Annotated in this window: 22 protein-coding genes and 2 pseudogenes; 17 read left to right on the top strand and 7 right to left on the bottom strand. The window is 71.4% G+C overall.

The window, feature by feature from the left end:
- Nucleotides 1-116 precede the first annotated feature (116 nt).
- The 4 genes from hutU to hutI are packed head-to-tail and all read left to right on the top strand — an operon-like array spanning nt 117 to nt 5,606.
- Nucleotides 117-1,781 (top strand): urocanate hydratase, encoded by a 1,665-nt coding sequence (hutU, locus tag ABZS97_RS20800; RefSeq protein WP_356139754.1) that lies wholly within the window; start codon nt 117-119, stop codon nt 1,779-1,781.
- Nucleotides 1,778-2,995: an allantoate amidohydrolase gene (locus tag ABZS97_RS20795; protein WP_356139753.1), complete on the top strand. Its 1,218-nt coding sequence runs from the start codon at nt 1,778-1,780 to the stop codon at nt 2,993-2,995. Before hutU ends, ABZS97_RS20795 begins: the two co-directional genes overlap by 4 nt.
- Nucleotides 2,992-4,353 carry a formimidoylglutamate deiminase gene (locus ABZS97_RS20790; RefSeq protein ID WP_356139752.1) on the top strand — a complete coding sequence of 454 codons (1,362 nt, stop codon included), beginning with the start codon at nt 2,992-2,994 and terminating at the stop codon, nt 4,351-4,353. Before ABZS97_RS20795 ends, ABZS97_RS20790 begins: the two co-directional genes overlap by 4 nt.
- Nucleotides 4,354-4,388: 35 nt before the next feature.
- Nucleotides 4,389-5,606, top strand: coding sequence for an imidazolonepropionase (gene hutI, locus ABZS97_RS20785; RefSeq protein ID WP_356139751.1), 1,218 nt, complete (start codon nt 4,389-4,391; stop codon nt 5,604-5,606).
- Here hutI and ABZS97_RS20780 read toward each other — a convergent pair.
- Together ABZS97_RS20780 and ABZS97_RS20775 are read right to left on the bottom strand one after the other, a co-directional pair.
- A complete protein-coding gene (locus ABZS97_RS20780; protein WP_356139750.1) occupies nt 5,548-7,155 on the bottom strand; it encodes an RICIN domain-containing protein in 1,608 nt (535 codons plus the stop codon). The two genes, hutI and ABZS97_RS20780, sit on opposite strands and share 59 nt — an antisense overlap.
- A gap of 260 nt (nt 7,156-7,415) precedes the next feature.
- Nucleotides 7,416-8,345, bottom strand: coding sequence for an RNA polymerase sigma factor SigF (locus ABZS97_RS20775; RefSeq protein WP_356139749.1), 930 nt, complete (start codon nt 8,343-8,345; stop codon nt 7,416-7,418).
- 238 nt (nt 8,346-8,583) lie between these two features.
- Between ABZS97_RS20775 and ABZS97_RS20770 the strand changes: the two genes are divergently transcribed.
- The 6 genes from ABZS97_RS20770 (at nt 8,584) to ABZS97_RS20745 (ending at nt 14,228) form a co-directional block, all read left to right on the top strand.
- Nucleotides 8,584-8,952 carry an STAS domain-containing protein gene (locus tag ABZS97_RS20770; protein WP_356139748.1) on the top strand — a complete coding sequence of 123 codons (369 nt, stop codon included), beginning with the start codon at nt 8,584-8,586 and terminating at the stop codon, nt 8,950-8,952.
- A 291-nt stretch (nt 8,953-9,243) separates the two neighbouring features.
- Nucleotides 9,244-9,798 (top strand): ATP-binding protein, encoded by a 555-nt coding sequence (locus ABZS97_RS20765; protein ID WP_356139747.1) that lies wholly within the window; start codon nt 9,244-9,246, stop codon nt 9,796-9,798.
- Nucleotides 9,799-9,979: 181 nt separating this feature from the next.
- On the top strand, nt 9,980-10,681 hold the full coding sequence (locus ABZS97_RS20760; RefSeq protein WP_356139746.1) for an LPXTG cell wall anchor domain-containing protein: 702 nt from the start codon (nt 9,980-9,982) through the stop codon (nt 10,679-10,681).
- Nucleotides 10,682-10,729: 48 nt separating this feature from the next.
- Nucleotides 10,730-11,677: a hypothetical protein gene (locus ABZS97_RS20755; protein WP_356139745.1), complete on the top strand. Its 948-nt coding sequence runs from the start codon at nt 10,730-10,732 to the stop codon at nt 11,675-11,677.
- A gap of 53 nt (nt 11,678-11,730) precedes the next feature.
- Entirely contained in the window at nt 11,731-12,912 is a 1,182-nt protein-coding gene (locus tag ABZS97_RS20750) for a hypothetical protein (RefSeq protein ID WP_356139775.1), read from the top strand.
- A gap of 38 nt (nt 12,913-12,950) precedes the next feature.
- Complete coding sequence (locus ABZS97_RS20745) at nt 12,951-14,228, top strand: hypothetical protein (RefSeq protein WP_356139774.1); 1,278 nt, start codon at nt 12,951-12,953, stop codon at nt 14,226-14,228.
- 73 nt (nt 14,229-14,301) lie between these two features.
- Here the strand turns inward: ABZS97_RS20745 and ABZS97_RS20740 are convergent, their stop codons facing one another.
- Nucleotides 14,302-15,798 carry an oligopeptide:H+ symporter gene (locus ABZS97_RS20740; RefSeq protein WP_356139744.1) on the bottom strand — a complete coding sequence of 499 codons (1,497 nt, stop codon included), beginning with the start codon at nt 15,796-15,798 and terminating at the stop codon, nt 14,302-14,304.
- 524 nt (nt 15,799-16,322) lie between these two features.
- On the opposite strand from ABZS97_RS20740, the gene ABZS97_RS20735 reads away from it, so the two are divergent.
- Nucleotides 16,323-17,000 (top strand): response regulator transcription factor, encoded by a 678-nt coding sequence (locus ABZS97_RS20735; RefSeq protein ID WP_107905766.1) that lies wholly within the window; start codon nt 16,323-16,325, stop codon nt 16,998-17,000.
- A 50-nt stretch (nt 17,001-17,050) separates the two neighbouring features.
- Entirely contained in the window at nt 17,051-18,325 is a 1,275-nt protein-coding gene (locus ABZS97_RS20730; protein ID WP_356139743.1) for an ATP-binding protein, read from the top strand.
- A 114-nt stretch (nt 18,326-18,439) separates the two neighbouring features.
- Here the strand turns inward: ABZS97_RS20730 and ABZS97_RS20725 are convergent, their stop codons facing one another.
- Nucleotides 18,440-18,976, bottom strand: a complete 537-nt coding sequence (locus ABZS97_RS20725) for a GtrA family protein (protein ID WP_356139742.1) — start codon at nt 18,974-18,976, stop codon at nt 18,440-18,442.
- Between the two features lie 197 nt (nt 18,977-19,173).
- Between ABZS97_RS20725 and ABZS97_RS20720 the strand changes: the two genes are divergently transcribed.
- The 4 genes from ABZS97_RS20720 to ABZS97_RS20705 all read left to right on the top strand — a co-directional run bounded on the left by ABZS97_RS20720 (nt 19,174) and on the right by ABZS97_RS20705 (nt 23,295).
- Nucleotides 19,174-20,325 carry a 5-(carboxyamino)imidazole ribonucleotide synthase gene (locus ABZS97_RS20720; protein WP_356139741.1) on the top strand — a complete coding sequence of 384 codons (1,152 nt, stop codon included), beginning with the start codon at nt 19,174-19,176 and terminating at the stop codon, nt 20,323-20,325.
- Nucleotides 20,322-20,846, top strand: a complete 525-nt coding sequence (purE, locus tag ABZS97_RS20715; protein WP_356139740.1) for a 5-(carboxyamino)imidazole ribonucleotide mutase — start codon at nt 20,322-20,324, stop codon at nt 20,844-20,846. Before ABZS97_RS20720 ends, purE begins: the two co-directional genes overlap by 4 nt.
- A 5-nt stretch (nt 20,847-20,851) precedes the next feature.
- A complete protein-coding gene (locus tag ABZS97_RS20710) occupies nt 20,852-22,030 on the top strand; it encodes a dipeptidase (RefSeq protein WP_356139739.1) in 1,179 nt (392 codons plus the stop codon).
- Between the two features lie 131 nt (nt 22,031-22,161).
- Nucleotides 22,162-23,295, top strand: a complete 1,134-nt coding sequence (locus tag ABZS97_RS20705; protein WP_356139738.1) for a dipeptidase — start codon at nt 22,162-22,164, stop codon at nt 23,293-23,295.
- 19 nt (nt 23,296-23,314) lie between these two features.
- Here the strand turns inward: ABZS97_RS20705 and ABZS97_RS20700 are convergent, their stop codons facing one another.
- Nucleotides 23,315-23,710, bottom strand: a complete 396-nt coding sequence (locus ABZS97_RS20700) for a VOC family protein (protein WP_356139737.1) — start codon at nt 23,708-23,710, stop codon at nt 23,315-23,317.
- 64 nt (nt 23,711-23,774) lie between these two features.
- The gene (locus ABZS97_RS20695; protein WP_356139736.1) at nt 23,775-24,134 is read right to left on the bottom strand and encodes a VOC family protein; all 360 of its coding nucleotides are present in this window, start codon (nt 24,132-24,134) and stop codon (nt 23,775-23,777) included.
- Between the two features lie 108 nt (nt 24,135-24,242).
- On the opposite strand from ABZS97_RS20695, the pseudogene ABZS97_RS20690 reads away from it, so the two are divergent.
- Nucleotides 24,243-24,686 (top strand): annotated as a pseudogene (locus tag ABZS97_RS20690) (CGNR zinc finger domain-containing protein); the annotation flags it as partial.
- On the opposite strand, the pseudogene ABZS97_RS20685 reads toward ABZS97_RS20690, so the two are convergent.
- Nucleotides 24,684-24,779: pseudogene (locus tag ABZS97_RS20685) on the bottom strand (class F sortase); the annotation flags it as partial. The pseudogenes ABZS97_RS20690 and ABZS97_RS20685 overlap by 3 nt on opposite strands.

Below are 24,779 nucleotides of genomic sequence, written 5' to 3'. Positions count from 1 at the left end.
CCATTCAGCCAAACACGCGTAGAGCGCCCCCGCCGACGTACGAACGTATTGACTAGCTCTATTCAAAGAGCCAGGATGTGAATATCCACTGCAACAGTCCGCACAGGAGGCAGACCATGTCAGGACCCCGCCCCGTACGAGCGCCGCGCGGTACGGAACTGAGCGCCCTGGGATGGCAGCAGGAAGCCGCCCTGCGGATGCTGCAGAACAACCTCGACCCCGAGGTCGCCGAGCACCCCGACAAGCTCGTCGTCTACGGCGGCACCGGCAAGGCCGCCCGCGACTGGCGCTCCTTCGACGCCATGGTCCGCACCCTGCGGACCCTGAAGCAGGACGAGACGATGCTCGTCCAGTCCGGCCGCCCCGTCGGCGTCATGCAGACCCACGAGTGGGCCCCGCGCGTCCTCATCGCCAACTCCAACCTGGTCGGCGACTGGGCCAACTGGGAGGAGTTCCGCCGCCTGGAGCAGCTCGGCCTCACCATGTACGGCCAGATGACCGCCGGGTCCTGGATCTACATCGGCACCCAGGGCATCCTCCAGGGCACCTACGAGACCTTCTCCGCCGTCGCCGCGAAGACGTTCAACGGCACTCTCGCGGGCACCATCACCCTCACCGCCGGTCTCGGCGGCATGGGCGGCGCCCAGCCGCTCGCCGTCACCATGAACGACGGCGTCGCGATCTGCATCGACGTGGACCCGCGCGCCATCGAGCGGCGCATCGAGCACCGCTACCTCGACGTGAAGGCCGACAACCTGCGGCACGCGCTGCAACTGGCGGTCGAGGCCCGGGACGCCCGCAAGCCGCTCTCCATCGGCCTGCTCGGCAACGCGGCCGAACTGCTCCCGCAGATGCTCGCCGAGGGCGCCCCCATCGACATCGTCACCGACCAGACCTCGGCCCACGACCCCCTCGCCTACCTCCCCGTCGGTGTCGAGTTCGACGACATGGCCGACCTCGCCGCCAAGGACCCGGCGGGCTTCACCACCCGCGCCCGCGAGTCCATGGCCAAGCACGTCGAGGCCATGGTCGGCTTCATGGACGCCGGCGCGGAGGTCTTCGACTACGGCAACTCGATCCGCGGCGAGGCCCAGCTCGCCGGGTACGAGCGGGCGTTCGCCTTCCCCGGCTTCGTCCCCGCCTACATCCGCCCCCTCTTCTCCGAGGGCAAGGGCCCCTTCCGCTGGGCCGCCCTGTCCGGCGAGGCCTCCGACATCCACAGGACCGACAAGGCGATCCTCGACCTCTTCCCGGAGAACGAGTCCCTGCACCGCTGGATCAAGATGGCCGGCGAACGCGTCCACTTCCAGGGCCTGCCCGCCCGCATCTGCTGGCTCGGCTACGGCGAGCGCGACAAGGCCGGCGAGCGCTTCAACGACATGGTGGCGTCCGGCGAACTGGCCGCCCCCCTGGCCATCGGCCGCGACCACCTCGACTCCGGCTCCGTCGCCTCCCCGTACCGCGAGACCGAGGCCATGCTCGACGGCTCCGACGCGATCGCCGACTGGCCGCTGCTCAACGCCATGGTGAACGTCGCCTCCGGCGCCTCCTGGGTCTCCATCCACCACGGCGGCGGCGTCGGCATGGGCCGCTCCATCCACGCCGGCCAGGTCTGCGTCGCCGACGGCACCGAGCTTGCCGGCGAGAAGCTGCGCCGCGTGCTCACCAACGACCCCGGCATGGGCGTCATCCGGCACGTCGACGCGGGCTACGACATCGCCGAGACCACCGCCGCCGAGCGCGGCGTGCGGATCCCGATGCGTGAGGGCGGCGACGCGTGACCTTCCACAGCATGTGGGCGGAGCTGCTGCCGATCGGCCGCAGCTCCGCCTCCGGCGGCTACCGCCGCTTCGCCTGGACCGGGGCCGACACCGAGTGCCGCACCTGGTTCCGGGAGCAGGCCGAGTCCCGCGGCCTGACGTACGAACTGGACCGCAACGGCAACCAGTGGGCCTGGCTCGGCGACCCCGCAGCGGGGGACGCCGTGGTCACCGGCTCCCATCTGGACTCCGTGCCCGACGGCGGCGCCTTCGACGGGCCCCTCGGAGTCGTCTCCTCCTTCGCCGCTCTCGACGAACTCCGGGCCAGGGGCGCCGAGTTCACCAAGCCCCTCGCCCTCGTCAACTTCGGCGACGAGGAGGGCGCCCGCTTCGGGCTCGCCTGCGTCGGCTCCCGGCTCGCCTCCGGGCAGCTCACCGTCGAGCAGGCGCACCGGCTGAAGGACGCCGACGGAATCAGCCTCCCGCAGGCCATGGCCGCCGCCGGGTATGACGCAGAGGCCATCGGCCCGGACCCGGAGCGGCTCTCCCGCATCGGCGCCTTCGTCGAACTGCACGTCGAACAGGGCCGCGCCCTCGACCTCAGCGGTGACAGCGTCGGCATCGCGAGCACCATCTGGCCGCACGGCCGCTGGCGCTTCGACTTCCGCGGCGAGGCCAACCACGCGGGCACGACCCGGCTGGCCGACCGCCGCGACCCGATGCTGTCGTACGCCGAGACGGTCCTCGCCGCCCGGCAGGAGGCCCAGCTCGCGGGCGCCGTAGCCACCTTCGGCAAGATCGCGGTCGAGCCGAACGGGGTGAACGCCATCCCCTCCCTGGTCCGCGGCTGGCTCGACTCCCGCGCCGCCGACCAGCCGACCCTCGACACCGTCGTCAGCGGCGTCGAGAAGGCGGCCCGCCAGTACGCGGAGGCGCACGGCATCGAACTCGACGTCGTCCGCGAGTCGTTCACCCCCGTCGTCGAGTTCGACCACGCCCTGCGCGACGAGCTCGGCCGCCTCCTCGGCAAGGGGACGGACCTGAAGGTCCCGGTCCTCGGAACCGGCGCCGGACACGACGCCGGAATCCTCTCCGGGACCGTCCCGACCGCCATGCTGTTCGTACGCAACCCCACGGGTGTCTCGCACTCCCCGGCCGAGTACGCCGCCGAGGACGACTGCGTGGCCGGGGTGACCGCACTCGCCGACGTACTCGAAGGGCTGGCCTGCAGGTGACGCAGACGACGTACTGGCTGGAGCACGCCTGGCTCGACACCCACGTCGAGCCGGGCGTGGCCCTCACGGTGTCCACCAACGGCTCCGCCGCGGGGTCGGACGGCCGCATCACCGCCGTCAGCACCGGCGTCGACACCCCGCCGCCCGGCGCCGAGATCCTGCGCGGCCTCACCCTGCCCGGGCTCGCGAACGCCCACTCGCACGCCTTCCACCGCGCCCTGCGCGGCACCGTCCAGGTCGGCTCCGGCACGTTCTGGACGTGGCGCGAGGTCATGTACTCCGTCGCCGACCGGCTCACCCCGGAGGCCTACCGCGCACTCGCCCGCGCCGTGTACGCCGAGATGGCGCTCGCCGGCATCACCGCGGTCGGCGAGTTCCACTACGTGCACCACACCCCCGACGGCACCCCGTACGCCGACCCCAACGCCATGGGCGAGGCGCTCATCGAGGCCGCCGCCGACGCCGGCATCCGCATCACCCTCCTTGACACGGCGTATCTCTCGGCCGGCTTCGGACAGGCTCCGAACCGGCACCAGCTGCGCTTCTCCGACGGCACGGCGGAGGCCTGGGCGGAACGCTGTTCAGTTCTCAAGGACCGTGATCACGCGCGGATCGGTGCCGCCATCCACTCCGTACGGGCCGTACCCGCCGGGCAGTTGGCGACGGTGGCGCGCTGGGCCGAGGAGCGGCGGGCCCCGCTCCATGTGCATCTGTCGGAGCAGACGGCGGAGAACGACGCCTGCCTGGCGGCGCACGGCCGCACCCCCACGCGGCTGCTCGCCGACCACGGCGTCCTCGGCCCGCGCACCACCGGCGTCCACAACACGCACCTCACCGACGAGGACATCGCCCTGCTCGGCGGCTCCTCGACCGGCACCTGCATGTGCCCGACGACCGAACGGGACCTCGCCGACGGCATCGGCCCGGCCCCCGCCCTCCAGCGCGCCGGCTCCCCGCTCTCCCTCGGCTCGGACAGCCACGCCGTGATCGACCTCCTCGAAGAGGCCCGCGCCATGGAGCTGAACGAGCGGCTGCGCTCCCGCACCCGGGGTCACTGGACGGCGGCGGCCCTCCTGCGCGCGGCCTCCGCCGACGGTCACGCGGCCCTCGGCTGGGACGACGCGGGCGACCTCGAAGAGGGCGCGCTCGCCGACTTCACCACGATCGCCCTCGACTCGGTCAGAACGGCCGGACCACTGCCACGGCTCGGCGCCGAGACCGCCGTATTCGCCGCGACCGCAGCGGACGTGCGCCATACGGTCGTGGGCGGCCGGCACGTCGTACGGGACGGGGCGCACACGCTCGTACCGGACGTGCCGTCAGCGCTCGCGGCCGCCGTCGACGCCCTGCGCGGCTGACCCCCGTCCACCGGCCCACAGCGAACAAGGACGCCATGACCACCGTCATCACCAACATCGCCAGCCTGGTCACCAACGATCCCTCCCTTGGTGGGTCCCCGCTCGGTCTGATCCAGGACGCGGCCGTCGTCATCGAGGGCGACCGCGTCGTGTGGACCGGTGAATCAAGCAAAGCACCCGCCACTGACAACCGGGTCGACGCCGGTGGCAGGGCCGTGATCCCGGGCTTCGTGGACTCCCACTCCCACCTGGTCTTCGCGGGCGACCGCACCCAGGAGTTCAACGCCCGTATGTCGGGGCGCTCCTACAGCGCGGGCGGCATCCGCACCACGGTCGCCGCGACCCGCGCCGCGAGCGACGAGCAGCTGGAGGCGAACCTCACCCGCTATCTGAGCGAGGCCCTCCGCCAGGGCACGACCACCTTCGAGACGAAGTCCGGCTACGGCCTGACCGTCGAGGACGAGGCCCGCGCCCTGCGCATCGCCGCCGCCCACACCGACGAGGTCACCTATCTCGGCGCGCACATCGTGTCCCCGGACCTCGCCGACGACCCCGCCGCGTACGTCGCCCTGGTGACCGGCGAGATGCTCGACGCCTGTGCGCCGTACGCCCGTTGGATCGACGTGTTCTGCGAGAAGGGCGCCTTCGACGGCGACCAGGCGCGGGCGATTCTCACCGCGGGCAAGGCCAAGGGCCTGCACCCGCGCATCCACGCCAACCAGCTCTCCCACGGCCCCGGCGTCCAGCTCGCGGTCGAGCTGGACGCGGCCTCCGCCGACCACTGCACCCACCTCACGGACGCCGACGTCGACGCCCTCGCCCACAGCGCGACGGTCGCCACCCTGCTCCCGGGCGCCGAGTTCTCCACCCGCGCCCAGTGGCCCGACGCCCGCCGCCTCCTCGACGCGGGCGCGACCGTCGCCCTGTCCACCGACTGCAACCCGGGCTCGTCGTTCACGTCCTCCGTCCCCTTCTGCATCGCCCTCGCGGTACGGGACATGGGGATGACCCCGGACGAGGCGCTGTGGTCGGCGACGGCGGGCGGTGCGGCGGCCCTGCGCCGTGACGACATCGGCCGCCTCACCCCGGGCGCGTACGCGGACCTGGCCGTCCTCGACGCGCCGAGCCACGTCCACCTGGCCTACCGGCCGGGTGTACCGCTCGTGTCGGAGGTCTGGCGACGCGGAACGCCGGTCAGCCAGCCGTCGAACCCGCCCGCCACCGCTGGTCGTCGCGCCCCTGATCCCAGGTGAGCATCAACCCGTAGCCGTACGGGGTGACCGCGTGGTCCGGAGCGATGGCCGGGCGGATCACGCCGTCACCGTCCACGGTGAAGCGCAGGTTCATGCCGTTGCCGCCGTAGACCGACCGGCACTCCCAGATGCCGACGCCCCGGTCGGTGGAGCCGCGGCTGTCCAGGCAGAAGTCGGGGTCGGCGTACGACTGGAGGACGCCTCGGCCGCTGTCGACGCGCCACATCTGGGTGCGGGACGAGGAGCAGCGGGCTGTGATGACGTCGGTGCCGAGTTCCATGTCGCCGTCGCGGATGTCCAGGCACAGTCCCGAGTCGGCGTTGACGACCTGGGCGTAGGTGCCGTCCGGCGGGTGCGCGGCGGTGCGGGTCGGCGACGGCTTGGGCTTGGGCTTGGGTCTCGCCTTCGTCGGTGTGGCGCTCGGCTTCTTCGACGGTTTCGAACTGTGTGTGGGCTTCGGCGACTTGGAGGCACGGGACGGCGACGGGGTGACGGAGACCGTCGCGGTCACCGTCACCGCCGGCGGCGCCTGCGGAGTGCGCACCGTGCCCGCCGTCCGCTGGGGCTGCGAGCCGTCCGACGACACCAGGAACAGCACGAGCGGGGCCAGCGCGACGCCCAGCGCGACCGACGCGAGCACCAGCCGCCGAGTCGGCAACCAGGCCCACCCGGACCGCGCCGCCCGCCGGGTGCGACCGGCCGCCCGGACCTGTGCGGTCCGCGTCTCGGCGAAACCCCCGGGAACGTACGCGGCGCCGCCCCACGGCAGCAGGCCCTCGGCCAGTGCCGTGCGCGGGGTGTCCCGCAGGGCGGTCAACTCCTCGTGCGCGGCGGCGCAGTGCTCGCAGTGCGTCATGTGGGCGTGCAGATCGGGGCTGTAGCGCGGGTTCTCGGGGTGGACCGCTTCCTCGATCAGCCGCCGGAAGTCCTGGCAGCGGGGGTTGCCGGAGCGGGCGAGACGGGACTTCAGGCAGGTCTGGCGCAGCGCCTGGAACGCCGGCTGCTTCCCGTACGCCACGTCCTGCGGTGTGACGCCCAGGAGCGGGGCCACCACGTCGTCGGGCACCTCCTCCACGACCCCGTACCAGATGAGGGCCTGGACGCGGGGCGGCAGGGACTGGAAGGCCTCCAGCATCGGCGCCGGCGGCAGACCGGCGGAGCCGCACCGGTGCAGCAGGGAGAGCAGGCCCGCTTCGAGCCGGCCGCCGCGCTCGTCCGCGGTCCAGGTGGCAGCCACCCGCCCGCTCAGCAGCAGGAGTTGGTGGCGCCAGGGCCCCGGCGGGTCGATGCCGCGCGCCGTGTCGCGGGCCGCCAGGGCGAACGCCTGGGCCGTGAGCTGCCGTGCCGCGTCCTCGCTCACCGTGCACAGCCGGGCGTACGCGAGGACCGCGGGCCGGTGGCGGGCGCGCAGTTCGCGCAGCGCCGGATACGCCTGCGCGGTTTCGGCGCGCAGCAGGTCGGTCAGCCGCGCGTCGGGCACCGACGTGAGCGGTCCACCCCCGGCCTCGGCATCGTTGTCGTCACCGTCGGTCCGGCCGGCCCGAGCCATCCCGCTGCCTCCTCGCACCCCTTGCTCCGCCCGTCCGGTACGACTCCTGGGCATGTGGACATGCCTACCGGCGGGTAGTGGGGGGACCATAGTGAGGGAACAGGATTCGTGGGGATAGAGGGTTTCCGCGGGTAACCGGGGCCGCTGCCAAGCTGTGACTACACCCGGGGACCGGGGCAGCGCCCGGACAGCGACTGCGCCCGGCACCCGAGGAGTCGGGTGCCGGGCGCGGACGGGCGGCCTGTGTTCCTGGAGGACGCTCACTCCTCCAGCGTCAGCCCCTTGCGCAGCCGAACCAGCGTGCGCGACAGCAGCCGGGAGACATGCATCTGGGAGATGCCGAGTTCGTCGCCGATCTCCGACTGGGTCAGACCCGCGACGAAGCGCAGCGAGAGGATCTTGCGGTCGCGGGGCGGGAGTTCGGCTATCAGCGGCTTGAGGGACTCCACGTACTCGATGCCCTCAAGGCCGTGGTCCTCGTAGCCGATGCGGTCCGCGAGCGCGCCCTCGGAGTCGTCCTCCTCGGGCTGGGCGTCCAGCGAACTGGCCGTGTAGGCGTTCGAGGCGGCCATGCCCTCGACGATCTCGTCCTTGCTCAGCCCGAGGCGTTCCGCCAGCTCTCCCACCGTCGGAGCGCGATCGAGCTGCTGGGCGAGTTCGTCACCCGCCTTGGCCAGGTCGAGACGGAGTTCCTGAAGCCTGCGCGGGACGCGGACCGACCAGCTGGTGTCGCGGAAGAAGCGCTTGATCTCGCCGACGATGGTGGGCATCGCGAAGGTGGGGAACTCGACGCCGCGGCTCAGCTCGAAGCGGTCGATCGCCTTGATCAGGCCTATGGTGCCGACCTGGATGATGTCCTCCATGGGCTCGCTGCGGGAGCGGAACCGGGAGGCGGCGAACTTGACGAGGGCGAGGTTGAGTTCGACCAGGGTGTTGCGAACGTACGAGTAGTCGTGCGTGCCCTCTTCGAGGGACTCCAGTCGCTCGAAGAGCGTCTTGGACAGGGCCCGTGCGTCCACCGGCCCCACCTCGTCGAAAGGCGGGATCTCTGGAAGTCCGTCGAGCCCGTGAAGTGCGTCGAGCGCGGCGTCGGTTGCGACGGGCTCGGGGGCCGGGTGTTCCAGGGGGGATGTCGACGTCGCCCTCTGGGTATGCGATTCGTCGAGCCGGGGTGACATGATGTCCTCCATCGTTCTCGGCATATGGCCGCCGATGCCAATACGTGCACTGCGGTGTGCGGCGCCTCCAAAGCCGGCCGTGTCGGTTAGGTGTCTCTACTAGCCCTACCCGCTTTCGCGAGGTTGCCGCAAGTGCGATCTGATGCTAAATGTCCACTTTATGGTGGTTGTTCAGGTGTCGGAGGTTGTGAGGAAGGCGTAGTGTTCGAGGGCGTAAATCAGCAGTCGCGACGCTCGGGAGAGAGACGGCATGGACCGCGGGACGGTCGGCAGCGCACAGTCGGGCCGGCTTCTGGTCGAGGTGCGGGAAGAGGGCTCAAGCGCCGTCGTGACCCCGGCGGGTGAGTTGGATCACTACACGGCGGATTTGTTGCGTGAGCCACTCGAGGACTGCCTCGAAAAGGGGTTCGCGCGCCTGGTCGTCGACTGCGCGCGCTTGGAGTTCTGTGACTCCACCGGGCTCAATGTGCTCCTCGGCGCCCGGCTGAAGGCCGAGGCCGCGGGGGGCGGGGTCCATCTGGCGGCAATGCTGCCCGTGGTGGCCCGGGTCTTCGAGATCACCGGGGCGGACGCCGTGTTCACGGTGCACGAGACGCTCGAAGCGGCGCTGGAGGAGTAGCGGGGCGTGGGTGGCGGCCGACCGGTCCCCGCCGACGACGCGCTCCGCGCACCGCTCGGTGACGACTCCGTAACCCCTGTCACAGGTTCCTGCCGAATAAGTGGGTGTTCTGACGGTTCGGTCGGGCAGGAGACATCCTGAATATGTCAGCACCAGGGCACCGCACTGTGGCTCTTCGCCCCGGACGAGTAGAAGTGAAGAACGTGTGAAGTACTGAGCACTGAAGCTACGACGTTACGAAGTTACTGAGACTTGAATCGTGAACCGGTGAATCGGTGAGGTGAAGCGCTGATGAGCACCACCCGGCCTTACTCGCCGGGCGACCGCGGCCCGGAGTCGGGCGACGGCGGCGCTTCGGGGGTGGACGGCGCTTCGGGAGCGCCCGTGGACGGTGCGGCCGTGCCCGCGGTGGACGGTGTCGCCGCGCGCCCCGCCGCCGGCCATGCCCGTCGGCTGAGCTTCGCCGGTGAGAGCGGCGTGGTCCCGCTCGCCCGCGACTTCGCCCGCCAGGCGCTGTACGCGTGGGGCTGGCTGCCCGCCGCGAACGCCGACCAGCGGGCCGCCGCCGAGGACGTTCTGCTGGTCGTCTCCGAGCTGGTCACCAACGCCTGTCTGCACGCCGAGGGCCCGGACGAGCTCCGCATCGGCTGCGACAACAAGGTGCTGCGCATCGAGGTCTCCGACCGGGGCGCCGGCCAGCCCGCCCCGCGCACTCCGCACCGCGCCGGACGCCCCGGCGGCCACGGCATGTTCATCGTGCAGCGGCTGTGCCTGGACTGGGGTGTCGTGCGGGCCCCCGGCGTCGCCGGCAAGACCGTATGGGCCGAGGTCGGGGCACCCGCCTGACCCCCGTACGGCCCCCACCACAACCCTCATCTCCGGTTACCCAGGGTTCGGTCTCCACCCGAACCCCTTTTCGTGCGCGTCGGATCACCACACATCCGGCGCGCACTTTGTCTTCCCTCGGCAAGGCCCCGGGCGTACCTTGACGGCCGATCTGATGTTCCGTCAGGAATGAGGCCCCGAGGTGTCGTACCGGACGTACCAGAAACGAACCGCCGCGCTCGCGCTCGGCGCGGCCCTGGCCGGCTCGGCGGTGCTGATGGCCGCCCCCGCAGCCCAGGCCGCCGTCGTGAACGTCAACTACCAGTGCAAGACGCCGATCGGGGACAAGAGCGCCGTCTCGCCCATCGACATCAAGAGCGTCAAGAGCGGCAGCGCCTACAAGCTCACGATGTCCTGGCAGAAGGGCGTCTCCTCCAGCCCGGTGGAACTGGGCAAGGGCGCGATGAGCCCGAGCGCGGTCATCAAGCTGGGTGGCGCGGACAGCGGCACGGTGGCGGTGACGGGCCCCGCCAACGCGGCGGCGATCCCGGCCAACACCCCCATCAAAATCAGCGACTTGAGCGGCACGTACACACCGAAGAAGAGCGGCAGCGTCACCTTCACCGCGGGCGTGCTCACCATCAAGGCGCTCGGCACGACCACCACGTGCACACCCACCAACAGCCCCAAGCCGTCGCTGACCCTCGACGTCAAGGCCGCGGGCGGCGGCTCGGGAACCGGCGGCACGCAGTCCGGCCCGGACTCCGGCAACTCGCTCCCGCAGACCGGCCCCGAGGACTCGGCGATCGCGCTCGGCACGCTCGGCGGCACGGTGCTGCTCGCGGGCGCGGCGGGCGCGCTGTGGCTGACCCGAAGGAACCAGCACCGGGCGGTACGCCGCTGACGCGGGCGCTTCCCGTACGCGCACGAGTACCAGCACCAGGAGCCGCCGATGCCGTCCGCCCTCTCCGCCGCCCGCGTACTGGGCCTGACCTTGGTGTTGCTGAGCACGGCACCGGTGGCCGCGGCCGATGACGACACCTGGACCGTCGTGCCGTCCGGCGACGGGCGGCCGTACTTCTACGCGGAGGGCGCGCCCGGCACGGTGCTGCAGGACACGGTGTCCGTGCGCAACCCGGGCAGCACTCCGCTGACCGTACGGCTGCGCGGCGCCGACGCCGACAACACGGCGGACGGCGGCTTCACCGTGCGCGGGCGGGCGACGGACACGGGGGCGTGGATCGGCTTCGCGCGGCGGACGGCGGAGGGACGCCGGGTGCCGGTGAGCGCGGTCTCCGTGCGGGTGCCCGCGCACACCCGCGCCGACGTGCCCTTCACCGTGAGCGTGCCGGCGGGCGCGGCGCCAGGTGACCACCCCGGCGCGATCGTGGCGAGCGGCGGCGGCCGGTCCGCCGCCGTCCGCATCCAGCTGCGGGTCAGCGGCCCGACGCTGTCCGCGCTCACCGTCGAACACGTCACCGTCGGCGGCGGGCGCATCTCCTACGAGCTGGTCAACCGCGGCACCACCGTGCTGACCCCGAGGCTCGCGGTGCGCGCCGACGGCGTCTTCGGCCGGGTCCTGGACCGCACCCCGCGCACCCTGCCCCTCGAACTGCTCCCGGGCCGCCGCGTCACGCTCACCGAGCCATGGCCCCACGCCCCCGCGCTGGACTTGGTCGACGTACGGCTGACGGTCACGGCGGCGGGCGGCGCGCGCGACGAGGCGGACGCGTCGGTGCGGTTCGTGTCGTGGGGCGCGGTGGCGGGAGGCGCGGGGGGTCTGGCGGCGCTCGGCGCACTCGTGTGCGGCGTCGTACGGCGTCGGCGGCGCCGCACGGTCGACGGCAAGACCGGTGAAGAGCCGTGCAGGGAAGTCGAGTTGACGGGAGCGGTGTCGTGAGGGTGAGCGTCGTCGTGAACTTCGGGGGGCGCCGGGGGCGGATACCTGCGCTGATGACCGTCCTCGTGCTCGCACTTGTCGCGTTCCTGGCTGCCGCGGCGCCGGTGCACGCGGCGGACAAACCGGTCGTGAAACTCTCCAAGTCGCAGGCGGGGACGGGCGGTTCGATCACCGTCACCGGCAGCGGATGGCGGCCGAAGGCGCTGCTGATGATGCTGATCTGCGGTCAGTCCGTGCCCTCCCGGGGGGTGATCGGCGGCACCAACTCGTGCGCCAACGCGGACGGCCGGGCCGTCACCACCGACGCGAAAGGGAAGTTCAGCAAGGAGTTGCCGGTCGCCGAGCCGCCGAAGCCCTGCCCCTGCGTGGTGCACGTCGCCACCGTCACGGGGGAGAAGGCGCAGGCGGACGCCATCTTCATGGTCGCCGGGCACTCGGTGGAGTCGCTGCCGCCGGAGGAGGCCGGCGGGCGCCTGTCGGTGCTCACGGACACCCGGCTCGACGGCGCCGGCGGCCTGCTCACCTGGTTCGGCTCGCCGCCCGCCCGGGAGCTCGTCTTCACCGTCGGCAACACCGGCACCGCCGCCATCAAGAACCCGGTCTTCCAGGTCGGCACCTCCCACGGTGTGTTCGCGCCGCAGTGGGAGGAACAGCAGTGGCGCGGCACGATCGGCCCCGGCAAGAAGGCGCGGATCACCCTCCCGGTCGAGCTGTCGGCCGGGGCGCACGGCGACTACACCGTCTCGCTGAAGTACGCCGGAAAGGTTCTCGCCGAGCAGCCGTGGGGCGTGGGCCGGCCCTGGGGCGTCACCCTCTTCTGGATCCTGGTCGGCGTGGTGGTACCGGCGGCGTTGTTCCGGATCGGGATGGCCGTGGTGGACCGGATCCGGCCGCGCACGTCGGCCGGGCGGCGGCGTTTCGGCTTCGGCACGGGCTCCCTCGGCGGCCGGGCGGGCCGCAGCGGCCCTGTGGGCCCTGGGGGCCGGCACCGGGGCCTGGGCCTCGGCCTGCCCGAACTCGCCTCGCGCATCCCCAAGTTGCACGCACCCGCCGCCCGGTCCTCCTCCTCCGCACCCGCCGCGACCCCTACGACTCCGGCCCTGCCGTGGTTCACCCCGGACACCGATCCGGGGACCACGGCGACCGGTCAGCTCTCCGCACCGCACGACAACAGCCCTACGGCTCAGCCGAGCCGTACGGGACGGACGAGTCGGACCAGAGAGGGAAACACGTGAGCAAGCCGAAGAGAGCGAGCGCGGCCGGGGTCGCGCTCATGCTCGGCGGTGCGGGCATTCTGCTGGGAGTGGCCGCGGGCCCCGCCCAGGCCGCCGAAGTGTCGTACGCCACCAAGTGCGTTCCGCCCGCGGCCTCCGGCCTGGACCCCGTCGAGGGCACCACGAAGGTGGAGATCACCGCGCCTGCCACGGCGAAGGTCGGTGACACGGTCGACGTGGTGTGGAAGTTCGTCCAGGCCGCCTCGAAGAACCCCGACCTCATCGACCTGCCGAAGGACTCGGTCCAGCCGAGCGGCACCCTCAAGGCGTCCGGCGCGCAGACCACCGCCGTTCCCGTGCAGGGGCCGCGCAAGAACCCGGCCATCCCCAAGGGCGGCGCCATGGTGCTGTCCGACATGAAGGGCACGCTGAAGCTGACGGCGCCGGGCGAGGTGACGCTCACCCCCGACGCGTACTCCATCAACGCCTACAGCACGGACACCAAGTGCGCGCCGACCGAGACGGTGAAGTCGGCGGCGACCATCAAGGTGACGCAGGGCGGCGGGAGTTCGCCGACCACGTCACCGGATCCGTCCGCCTCCGTGACGTCCTCCGCCTCCGCCTCGCAGTCGGCGACCGGCACTCCGAGCGACTCCGCCGGTGCGAGCCAGGGCAGCGACACGGGCGGCTCATCGGGCGGTGACGACGGCGGGCAGAGCGACTTCCCGGGCAAGGAGGTCTCCGTCCCGTACGCGTGCAAGACGCCCATCGGGGACAAGAACGCCACCTCACCCGTGCAGATCAACGCCAAGAAGGACGGCGGGAGTTACGGCCTCACGGTCCAGTTCAAGAAGTCGGTGATGGACAGCCCCGCGACGATCCCGGCGGGCTCGGTCAAGCCCTCGATGGAGGTCACCCTCGGCGGCGCCGACAAGGGCACCGTGCACGTCGAGGGCCCGGCCAACGCCAAGGAGATCAAGTCGGGCGACCCGATCGAGATCCCGGACCTCAAGGGCACCTACAAGCCGGGCGGGAGCGGTGAATCCACCCTGTCCCCGGGTGTGCTGATCATCGACGCCCTCGGCACCACGACCACCTGCACCCCGACCACCAGGCTGGTCTCCCTCACCCTGGACACCACCGAGCAGGCGAGCGGCGCCTCGGGCGGCGGCTCGTCCTCCGGCAGCGGCGGTACGTCCTCCGGCGGCAGCGGCGGCCTCGCCGAGACCGGCTCCGACAGCCACGGGACGCTCAAGGCACTCGGCCTGATCGCGGGCACGGTGACCCTGCTGGGCGGCGCGGTGTTCACGTTCATGCCGGGGCGGCGCATGCGCTGAACGCACGGAGGGCCCCCGCACCGACAGCGGTGCGGGGGCCCTCCGTAGGAGTCGAAAGACCGTCAGGCCCGTCTCAGTGGACGTCGCCCATCAGTTCCTTGACCTTCTTGCGGTACATCCACACCGCGACACCGGCGATCACGGCGAGCGTGGCCTCCAGGGCGACGATGCCCGTCTTGTTGAGGTCGACCTCGGCGATGGAGAGCAGGCCCGTCGTGGCGTCACCGGCGGTGACGGCCAGGAACCAGACACCCATCATCTGGGAGGCGTACTTCGCGGGAGCCATCTTCGTCGTGACCGACAGACCCACCGGGGAGACGGTCAGCTCACCGACGGTCTGCACGAAGTAGATCGCGACGAGCCACATCGCGGCGGCCTTCTCACCGTTGTCGGCGATCGCCAGCGGCGCGAGGAAGAGGAAGAAGGACGCACCGATCAGGATCAGACCGGAGGCGAACTTCACCGCCGTGCTGGGCTCCTTGCCGCGCCGGTTCAGCGCCAGCCACGCCCAGGCGAACAGCGGGGCGAGCGCCATGATCATGACCGGGTTGACGGACTGGTACCAGGAGACCGGGAACTCCCAGCCGAAGACGGTGTTCTCGGCGGAGGAGTCGGCGAAGATCGACAGGGTCGAGCCGCCCTGGTCGTAGATCATCCAGAAGACGGCCGCGGCGACGAAGAACCAGATGTACGCGGACATCCTCGACTGCTCGACGCGGTCGAGGTCCTTGTCGCGCTTGATGCGGCCGATGACCATGATCGGGATGATCAGGCCGGCGAGGGTGATCGGGACCAGCAGCCAGTTCAGCGTGTAGTGGCCGGAGAAGCCGACGATCGCGTAGAAGACGACGGCGACGGCGGCCCACATCGCGGACTTGCGCAGCGTGGCGGCCTTCTCCTCGTCGGACAGCCGCGTGGGGACCTCGCTGGAGCGGGCGCTGAGGTGGCGGCTGCCGAGCAGGTACTGGGCGAGGCCCAGGGCCATGCCGAGTGCGGCGAGCGCGAAGCCGAGGTGCCAGTTGACCTTCTCGCCGATGGTGCCGATCGTCAGCGGAGCGGCGAAGGCGCCGAGGTTGATGCCGATGTAGAAGACCGTGAAGCCACCGTCGCGGCGCGGGTCGTCCGGGCCGTCGTAGAGGTGGCCGACCATCGTGGAGATGTTGGCCTTCAGCAGACCGGAACCGATCGCGACGAGGCCGAGGCCCGCGTAGAAGGTGCCGGAGGAGGGCAGGGCCAGCGTGAGGTGGCCCAGCATGATGATCAGGCCCGCGACGGCGACCGTCTTGCGGGGGCCGAGCACGCGGTCGGCGAACCAGCCGCCGGGGAGGGCGAGCAGGTACACCAGCGACAGGTACACCGAGTAGATGGCGGTCGCGGTGGCCGCGCTGAGGTGCAGGCCCCCCGGTGCCACGAGGTACAGCGGGAGCAGAGCCTTCATGCCGTAGTAGGAGAAACGCTCCCACATCTCGGTCATGAAGAGAGTGGCCAGTCCGCGGGGGTGGCCGAAGAAGGTCTTCTCGGATCCGGGGGTGCCCGGGGTGACCGAGTCCTTCGTCAGGCTGGACGCCATGGTCGATCCTTGCTGGTTCGGGACGCGCGGCATGAGCGTTGCGCGCCCGGTGGGGCGGCCGGCACCGGCGGGGTTCGACCGTCCACCCCACGCCCACGGGGAGTCCGCTCCGGGTTGCGAAGCGGTGGACGGCGACCACCGGGATCCACGCCCCTCGCACGTTCAGCGCGCTCGGGGCCCGGCCACAGGTCATTCCTTTCAAGGCCGGCAGCAGCCGACCCGCACACAAAAGAGACCTTCAGCGTCAAGTGCCCGCCAAAGGTCCCCGGTGTTGCTACAGGCGTTTGGGTCACCATACGACACGACACTGCCGGATATGGAAGGACTTGAGATATGGATCACAGGCGATCATGGAACCGCGGACATGCATTCGAAGGTGTTCAGCGAGATCGCATCCCACAGCCGCAGGTTCGAACGTCGGAACCAGAAACTCCGTTTCGCCCGGGCATTCTCGCAGACCCAGGTAAGAATCACGGTCGACGATCACACCCCGGCTCCTGTCCAGGGCGGTCTACCATCAGCTCATGACCCGTGTACTGCTCGCCGAGGACGACGCGTCCATCTCGGAGCCGCTGGCCCGCGCCCTGCGCCGGGAAGGTTACGAGGTCGAGGTGCGCGAAGACGGACCCACCGCGCTCGACGCCGGCATGCAGGGCGGCATCGATCTGGTCGTCCTGGACCTCGGTCTGCCCGGCATGGACGGCCTCGAGGTCGCCCGCCGCCTGCGCGCCGAAGGCCACACCGTGCCCGTCCTCATCCTGACCGCGCGCGCCGACGAGGTGGACACCGTCGTCGGCCTCGACGCGGGCGCCGACGACTACGTCACCAAGCCCTTCCGGCTCGCCGAACTGCTCGCCCGCGTCCGGGCCCTGCTCCGGCGCGGCGCCGCCGAGCCCCAGCAGCCGCCCGCCACGCACGGCGTACGGATCGACGTCGAGTCGCACCGCGCCTGGATGGGCGACGAGGAACTCCAGCTCACCGCCAAGGAGTTCGACCTGCTGCGGGTGCTGGTGCGCGACGCGGGCCGGGTCGTCACCCGCGACCAGCTCATGCGCGAGGTCTGGGACACCACATGGTGGTCGTCCACCAAGACCCTCGACATGCACATCTCCTGGCTGCGCAAGAAGCTCGGCGACGACGCGGCGAACCCCCGCTACATCGCGACGGTACGGGGCGTCGGCTTCCGCTTCGAGAAGAGCTGACCGGCACCGCACCGCCGGGTCCGCCCGAGTTTCCGTACAGGTAAGAGGACATGCGCCGCCGACTGATCCAGTCCACGCTCGCCGTGGTGCTCGTGGTGATCGCCGTCTTCGGCGTCTCCCTCGTCATCGTCGAGACCCGCACGATCGGCAACAGCGCCCAGGAGCGGGTGGACTCCGAGGCGCAGAAGCTGGCGAGCATCGTGGACAGCCGGCTCATCGGCGACGCGCACGTCAGCCGGGAGGTCCTCAAGTCCCAGGTCACGGGCCAGCGGTACGCGATGATCCGGATCCCGGGCAAGGACCCCATCGAGGTCGGCACCAAACCCGGCGGTGACGTCATCCACTCCACGGTCAAGGGCGAGGAGGGCGAGACGGTCACCGTCCAGGAGCCGCGCTCGTCGGTGACCCGGGAAGTCGGCCGTACGCTGCTGATCATCGGCGCGGTCGCGCTGCTCGCCATCGTCGCCGCCGTCCTCCTCGCGGTCCGCCAGGCCAACCGCCTCGCCTCCCCGCTCACCGACCTCGCCGAGACCGCGGAACGGCTCGGCTCCGGCGACCCCCGGCCGCGCCACAAGCGGTACGGCGTCCCCGAGCTCGACCGTGTCGCGGACGTCCTCGACGGCAGCGCGGAACGGATCGCGCGCATGCTCACCGCCGAGCGCCGCCTCGCCGCCGACGCCTCCCACCAGCTCCGTACGCCGCTGACGGCCCTGTCCATGCGCCTGGAGGAGATCACCCTCACCGACGACCCGGACACGGTGAAGGAGGAGGCGACCATCGCGCTGACGCAGGTCGAGCGGCTCACGGACGTCGTGGAGCGGCTGCTCACCAACTCGCGCGACCCGCGTACGGGCTCCGCCGTCACCTTCGACCTGGACGAGGTCATCAAGCAGCAGCTGGAGGAGTGGCGCCCGGCCTACCGCAGCGCGGGCCGCGCCATCGTCAGCTCGGGCAAGCGCCACCTGAGGGCCGTCGGCACGCCGGGCGCGGTCGCCCAGGTCCTGGCGGCCCTCATCGAGAACTCCCTCATGCACGGCGGCGGCACCGTCGCCCTGCGCACCCGCGTCATCGGCAACCAGGCCGTCGTCGAGGTCACCGACGAGGGCCCCGGCGTCCCGGCCGACCTCGGGGCCCGCATCTTCGAGCGCACGATCAGCGGCCGCAACTCCACGGGCATCGGCCTCGCGGTCGCCCGCGACCTCGCCGAGGCCGACGGCGGCCGCCTGGAGATGCTCCAGGCCCAGCCCCCGGTCTTCGGCCTGTTCCTGTCGAGGACACCGATGAAGCGACCGCAGCCGACGGAGGAGGAGCCGACGGTTCGGTGAGGGGGACGGACGGGTTTTCAGCCCGTCCGGCGTTTGAGAGCGAGGCCGTCAGGCCGACAGCGGGGGCCCGGGGGCGGCAGCCCCCAGCAAGGCCCGCACCACCCCAGGGTGCCGTCAGCTGACCCGCTGAGCAGGCCGCTCGGTCGACCCCGCCTCCAGGAACGATTCCGCACTGGCGACGGCCTCACGCGCGGGCAACGTACGGAACACCCACGTCCGGTACGACCAGAACCGGAACATCGTCGCGATTCCGATGCCGAGCACCTTGAAGACGTTCCGCTGCAGCGAGCTGTCCCAGCCGAAGCCGTAGATCGCCGCGTACAGAATCCCGTTCTCGATCACCAGACCGACCGCGCTGAACGCCAGGAACAGCGTCAGTTCCTTCGTGCGGGCACTGCGGTCCCGGTCACGGTAGGTGAAGTAGCGGAAGCCCAGGTAGTTGCAGAAGATCGCGACGACGGTGGCGATGATGTTGGCTCGCACGGCCTGCAGGCTCGTGGTGTGCCACAGGAAATTCGAGACGCCGAAGTTGACGACGGTGCCCAGGGCCCCCACGGCACCGAACTTCACGACCTCGCGCGCGAGCAGGTCGAAGCGCTCGCGCAGTGTGCTGCGGGGCCCCGCCCGCAGCCCCGAGGAACCAGTGCCCATGGTGTCGCCAGCCCCCGTCAGTCGGATACGTCAACCAAGCCATGCTAACCAGCGGCCCCCCGCTGGTGCCTGTGGACCGCTTCACGGAGGCGCAAAGACAAGCCCATGGCCGCCCGCCAGGACCCCCCGACAACGGGCAAAGCGCTGGAAAAAGGGACGGAAACCGGCCACTGTGGCGTGGCCGATACTCTTGGAGCGTGACGTTCCCGGTAGTCGGCATGGTCGGCGGCGGTCAGCTCGCTCGTATGACACACGAGTCAGGTATCCCGCTCGGCATCAGATTCAAGCTCCTCAGTGACACCCCTCAGGATTCCGCGGCGCAGGTCGTCGGCGATGTCGTCATCGGCGACTATCGCGACCTCGACACGCTGCGTGACTTCGCGCGGGGCTGCGACGTGATCACCTTCGATCACGAACACGTACCCACCGAGCACCTCAGAGCCCTGGAGGCGGACGGCATCCCCGTCCGCCCCGGCCCCGACGCGCTCGTGCACGCCCAGGACAAGGGGGTGATGCGCGCCAAGCTCGACGAGATCGGTGTGCCGTGTCCCCGGCACCGGATCGTGCGCGACGTCGAGGACGTGGCGGCGTTCGCGGCGGAGGGCGACGGGTTCCCCGTGATCCTCAAGACCGTGCGCGGCGGATACGACGGCAAGGGGGTGTGGTTCGTCCGCTCCCTCGAAGAGGCGGCCGACCCCTTCCGCGCGGGCGTCCCCGTCCTCGCCGAGGAGAAGGTCGACTTCGTACGGGAGCTGGCGGCGAACGTCGTACGCTCGCCGCACGGCCAGGCCGTCGCGTACCCGGTGGTCGAGTCCCAGCAGGTCGACGGCGTCTGCGACACCGTGATCGCCCCCGCGCCCGGCATAGCGGACGAGCTCGCCCTGCGCGCCGAGGAACTGGCCCTGCGCATCGCCAAGGAACTCGGAGTCGTCGGCCACCTCGCCGTGGAGCTCTTCGAGACCCGCGGACCCGACGGGAAGCCCGGCATCCTCGTCAACGAACTGGCGATGCGCCCGCACAACTCGGGCCACTGGACCCAGGACGGCGCGATCACCTCGCAGTTCGCCAACCACGTCCGTGCGGTCCTCGACCTGCCCCTCGGCGACCCGCGCCCGCGCGCCAGGTGGACCGTCATGGTCAACGTCCTCGGCGGCGACTACCCCGACATGTACTCCGCGTACCTGCACTGCATGGCCCGCGACCCCCAGCTCAAGATCCACATGTACGGCAAGGACGTGAAGCCCGGACGCAAGGTCGGCCACGTCAACACCTACGGCGACGACCTGGACGACGTCCTTGAGCGCGCCCGGCACGCAGCCGGTTACCTGAGAGGCACGATCACCGAATGAGCCCTGTTGTAGGCATCGTCATGGGGTCGGACTCCGACTGGCCCGTCATGGAGGCCGCCGCGCAGGCCCTCGACGAGTTCGAGATCCCCTACGAGGTGGACGTCGTCTCCGCGCACCGGATGCCGCACGAGATGATCGCGTACGGCGAGCAGGCCGCCGAGCGCGGTCTCAAGGCGATCATCGCGGGCGCCGGGGGTGCGGCCCACCTTCCCGGCATGCTCGCCTCCGTCACCCCGCTGCCGGTCATCGGCGTCCCCGTGCCCCTCAAGTACCTGGACGGCATGGACTCGCTGCTGTCGATCGTGCAGATGCCGGCCGGTGTCCCCGTCGCGACCGTCTCGGTCGGCGGCGCGCGCAACGCGGGCCTGCTCGCCGCCCGGATCCTCGCCGCGCACGACGAGGAACTCCTCGGCCGGATGCGGGAGTTCCAGCAGGATCTGAACGACCAGGCCACGGAGAAGGGCAAGCGGCTGCGCGCCAAGGTCGAGGGCGCGGCCGGCGGCTTCGGCTTCGGGAAGTGACGCGCGTGTCCTCTCTCGATCAGGCTCGCGCACTCCTCGCCGAGTTCCCCGTCGTCGACGGGCACAACGACCTGCCCTGGGCACTGCGCGAGCAGGTCCGCTACGACCTCGGCGCCCGCGACATCGCCACCGACCAGAGCGCCCACCTGCACACCGACCTGGCACGGCTGCGCGCCGGCGCCGTCGGCGCGCAGTTCTGGTCGGTGTACGTCCGCTCGGACCAGCCGGACGCGGTGCCCGCCACGCTCGAACAGATCGACTGCGTACGGCAGTTGATCGCGCGCTATCCCAAGGACCTGCGCGGCGCGCTGACCGCCGCCGACATGGAGGCGGCCCGCGCCGAGGGCCGCATCGCCTCCCTCATGGGCGCGGAGGGCGGCCACTCGATCGCCAACTCCCTCGCCACGCTACGGGCGTTGTACGCACTCGGGGTCCGCTACATGACCCTCACGCACAACGACAACAACGCGTGGGCGGACTCGGCGACCGACGAGCCGGGCGTCGGCGGTCTGTCGGCCTTCGGCCGCGCGGTCGTGGCGGAGATGAACCGCGAGGGCATGCTCGTCGACCTCTCCCACGTGGCGGCGACGACGATGCGCGACGCCCTCGACGCCACCTCCGCACCCGTGATCTTCTCCCACTCCTCCTCGCGCGCGGTGTGCGACCACCCGCGCAACATCCCGGACGACGTCCTGGAGCGGCTGCCCGCCAACGGGGGAGTGGCGATGGTGACGTTCGTGCCGAAGTTCGTGCTCCAGGCCGCCGTCGACTGGACGGCGGCCGCCGACGAGAACATGCGCGCCCACGGTTTCCACCACCTCGCCACCACCCCGGAGGCGATGAAGGTCCACCGCGCCTTCGAGGAGACCAACCCGCGCCCCCTCGCCACGGTGTCGACCGTCGCCGACCACCTGGACCACATGCGCGAGGTGGCCGGCATCGACCACCTGGGCATCGGCGGCGACTACGACGGCACGGCGTTCACCCCGGACGGACTCGGCGACGTCTCCGGATACCCGAACCTGATCGCGGAACTGCTCGACCGCGGCTGGTCCGGGACCGACCTGGCCAAGCTGACCTGGCAGAACGCGGTACGGGTGCTGGGCGCGGCCGAGGACGTCGCCCGCGAGCTCCGGACCACGCGAGGGCCCTCGAACGCGACCCTGGAGCAGCTGGACGGCTGACACCCCGGACCTCCGCAGGAGGGTGGGGCGTACCTGGGGCGTACCCCCAAACGCCCCGCCCACCAGGAAGCCCCGGAAGCTCCGTGCGACGGTGACCGTACTGCGATCACGTTGACTTACGGAGCCCCGCCATGGCCGACCTCCAGGACGAACTGCACACCACCGCCGAGGTGGGCGAGCTGGACGAACGGCCCGCCGTCCGGCCGGAGCCTCCCGTCGAAGCGGAACTCCCCGCAACGACGGCACCGACCCCGGACGGGGACCCGCTCGCGCGGGCGCACGCCTTCCTCGCCGCCCACCCCGTCGCCGACGGCTACAGCGGTCTGCCCTGGGCGCTGCGCCACCTCCCCTGGTTCGACCTGGAGCTGGGCGAGAGCGCCGTGGACACGGATGTGCCGCGGATGCGCCGGGGGCACGTGGGCGCACTGTTCTGGTCGCTGCACCTGCCCGAGGGGCTGACCGGGGACCGGGCCGTCGGCGCGACCCTGGAGCAGCTCGACCTCGTCAAAACGGTCGTCCAGACCCACCCCGAGGGCCTGCGGCTGGCGTGCAGCGCCGGGCAGACCACCGACGCCCGCAACTGCGGCCGCGTCGCCGTCGTCCTCGGCCCCGCCGGAGCGAGCGCGCTCGGCGACTCGATGGGCATCCTGCGCGCCCTGCACTCCCTCGGCCTGCGCGCACTCACCCTCTCGGGCGTCTCCTGGGCGAGCGAGGCGGGCCTGACCCGCTTCGGCGAGGAGGTCCTCCGCGAGATGAACCGGATCGGTGTCGTGGCCGACCTCTCCGGCGCCTCCGAGGCCACGATCCGCCGCTCCCTCGCCGTGTCCAAGGCGCCGGTGCTGTTCACCCGCTCCGCGGCCCGCGCCCTGCGCCCCCACCCGGCCAACCTCCCCGACGACCTGCTCCGGGAGCTGGCCGCCGCCAAGGGCCTGTGCCTGGTCCCGCTCACCGCCGAGCAGACGGGCCCGTCCGTCCGGGACGTCGCCGACCACCTCGACCACGTCCGTACGATCGCGGGCCCGGAGGGCGTCGGACTGTCGGGCACCTTCGACTCCGGATCCGCGCACCCCCAGGACCTCCCCGACGCGTCCGGCTACCCGCGCCTGATCGCCGAACTCCTCGACCGCGGCTGGACCGAGTCCGACCTCGCCCTGCTCACCTGGGGCAATGTCCAACGGGTGCTGCGCAGCGCGGACTTCACGGCCCGCGCCGCCCAGCAGCGCCGCGAGCCGTCCATGGCGAAGATCGCGGAACTGGACGGATGACGGCGCGGTTCACCTCGTCCTACGCGTGATCGATCCGGCAGAGGCAGAAGGGATGCCCTGCCGGATCGGCGTACACCCGCCAGTCCTGCTTGCCGTCCCGGTCGTCGAGATCCAGCGGCCGGGCACCCAGCGCGAGGACCTTCTCCTGGGCGGCGTCGATCTCCTCCCAGGTGCTGCCCGCGTCGAAGTCGACGTGGAACTGCTGCGAGTTGCGATCGGCCCGCGGCCACTCCGGGGGGACGAATCCCGCCGCCCGCTGGAACGCCAGCCGCGGACCCTCCGGAATCCGAAGGACGACCCAGTCGTCGTCCTCCGCCTCGGGAGTGCCGCCCGCGACCTTCGCGTAGAAGTCGGCGAGTGCGCGCGGGTCGGGACAGTCCAGAACGACGGAACGGAAACGTGCCACAGGTGCCATGAGGTCCTCCTCGGTCGGTCGGGTTTCCTGGGCCGGCGGACGCAGAGATCCGCGGACGCGGCGGTCAGCAGGCGCAGAGGCAGAACGGGTGCCCCGCCGGGTCCGCGTACACACGCCAGGTACGCGACCGGTCCTCCGCGTCCAGGACCTTCGCCCCGAGCGCGAGCACGCCCTTCTCTGCCACGTCCAGGTCCTCGACGGTCAGGTCCAGATGGAACTGCTGCGAGTCGTCCGGCGCGGGCCACTTCGGCGGTACGTGGCCGGGCGCGGCCTGGAACGCCAGCGACGCTCCGCCGGGCACCCGCAGGTCGACCCAGTCGCCCTCGCCCTCGACCGTGCCGCCGAGCACCTCGGCGTAGAACCCGGCGAGCACTCCCGGGTCGGGACAGTCCAGGACGACGACACCCAGCTTGGCGAGAGCCATGACCATTCCTCCAGTTACCGGTAGAAGCCCCTAAGGGGTAACGGTTACTGCATGCTCCCGCATTGGAGGTAACGTCGCAACCATGTTGTGCTTTCTCGGGGGGCAGCCATGAGCGACAGGGCGCCCGCTCCCGGCGGCCTGGCCCTGATCCAGTCCCTGGTGAACACCCTCGACATCGAGTCGGGCGCCGACTCCCTGGACACGGCGGAAGGGCGCGCGCCCTTCGCCCTCGCGCAGGAGGACGTGGCGGCGGCCCGTGAACTGCGCGAATCGCTGCGCGTGGCATGCCTGGCCCACGCCGGCCACCCGCCGCACGAAACCGTCACCCCGCTCGGCGTGCTCCTCGCGCGGGCACCCCTGCTGGTGACGGTGGACGAGGACAACGGCGCCGCCGCCCTCGCCCCGGCCCCGCCCGCACCACTCGCCGCACAGGTGGCGGCGGCGATCGCCCAGGCCCTGGTCGAAGGGACCTGGCTGCGCCTGAAGGCCTGCGAGACCTCGACCTGCCACTGGGCGTACTACGACCGCAGCCCGGCGGGCCGCGGCCGCTGGCACCTGCACACTGCCGTCCGGCGCCAGCCCCAGCCGGATGACCGGGGTGTCGACCTCGATGGCCGGGATCCGCAGCCGGACCGGAGCCGAACG

Origin of the sequence: Streptomyces sp. NPDC005485 (assembly GCF_040606085.1) — a bacterium.
Lineage (GTDB): Bacteria > Actinomycetota > Actinomycetes > Streptomycetales > Streptomycetaceae > Streptomyces.
The sequence above is the reverse complement of the archived record's forward strand: the minus strand, read 5'-3'. Positions and strand labels throughout refer to the sequence as shown.

Coding starts and splice junctions, on each gene's coding strand:
- ABZS97_RS20735 (WP_107905766.1), top strand. CDS start 16,323: ATGACCCGTGTACTGCTCGCCGAGGACGACGCGTCCATCTCGGAGCCG.
- ABZS97_RS20740 (WP_356139744.1), bottom strand. CDS start 15,798: ATGGCGTCCAGCCTGACGAAGGACTCGGTCACCCCGGGCACCCCCGGA.
- ABZS97_RS20765 (WP_356139747.1), top strand. CDS start 9,244: ATGAGCACCACCCGGCCTTACTCGCCGGGCGACCGCGGCCCGGAGTCG.
- ABZS97_RS20745 (WP_356139774.1), top strand. CDS start 12,951: ATGCTCGGCGGTGCGGGCATTCTGCTGGGAGTGGCCGCGGGCCCCGCC.
- ABZS97_RS20770 (WP_356139748.1), top strand. CDS start 8,584: ATGGACCGCGGGACGGTCGGCAGCGCACAGTCGGGCCGGCTTCTGGTC.
- ABZS97_RS20700 (WP_356139737.1), bottom strand. CDS start 23,710: ATGGCACCTGTGGCACGTTTCCGTTCCGTCGTTCTGGACTGTCCCGAC.
- ABZS97_RS20705 (WP_356139738.1), top strand. CDS start 22,162: ATGGCCGACCTCCAGGACGAACTGCACACCACCGCCGAGGTGGGCGAG.
- ABZS97_RS20695 (WP_356139736.1), bottom strand. CDS start 24,134: ATGGCTCTCGCCAAGCTGGGTGTCGTCGTCCTGGACTGTCCCGACCCG.
- hutI (WP_356139751.1), top strand. CDS start 4,389: ATGACCACCGTCATCACCAACATCGCCAGCCTGGTCACCAACGATCCC.
- ABZS97_RS20725 (WP_356139742.1), bottom strand. CDS start 18,976: ATGGGCACTGGTTCCTCGGGGCTGCGGGCGGGGCCCCGCAGCACACTG.
- ABZS97_RS20750 (WP_356139775.1), top strand. CDS start 11,731: ATGACCGTCCTCGTGCTCGCACTTGTCGCGTTCCTGGCTGCCGCGGCG.
- ABZS97_RS20775 (WP_356139749.1), bottom strand. CDS start 8,345: ATGGAGGACATCATGTCACCCCGGCTCGACGAATCGCATACCCAGAGG.
- ABZS97_RS20730 (WP_356139743.1), top strand. CDS start 17,051: ATGCGCCGCCGACTGATCCAGTCCACGCTCGCCGTGGTGCTCGTGGTG.
- purE (WP_356139740.1), top strand. CDS start 20,322: ATGAGCCCTGTTGTAGGCATCGTCATGGGGTCGGACTCCGACTGGCCC.
- hutU (WP_356139754.1), top strand. CDS start 117: ATGTCAGGACCCCGCCCCGTACGAGCGCCGCGCGGTACGGAACTGAGC.
- ABZS97_RS20780 (WP_356139750.1), bottom strand. CDS start 7,155: ATGGCTCGGGCCGGCCGGACCGACGGTGACGACAACGATGCCGAGGCC.
- ABZS97_RS20755 (WP_356139745.1), top strand. CDS start 10,730: ATGCCGTCCGCCCTCTCCGCCGCCCGCGTACTGGGCCTGACCTTGGTG.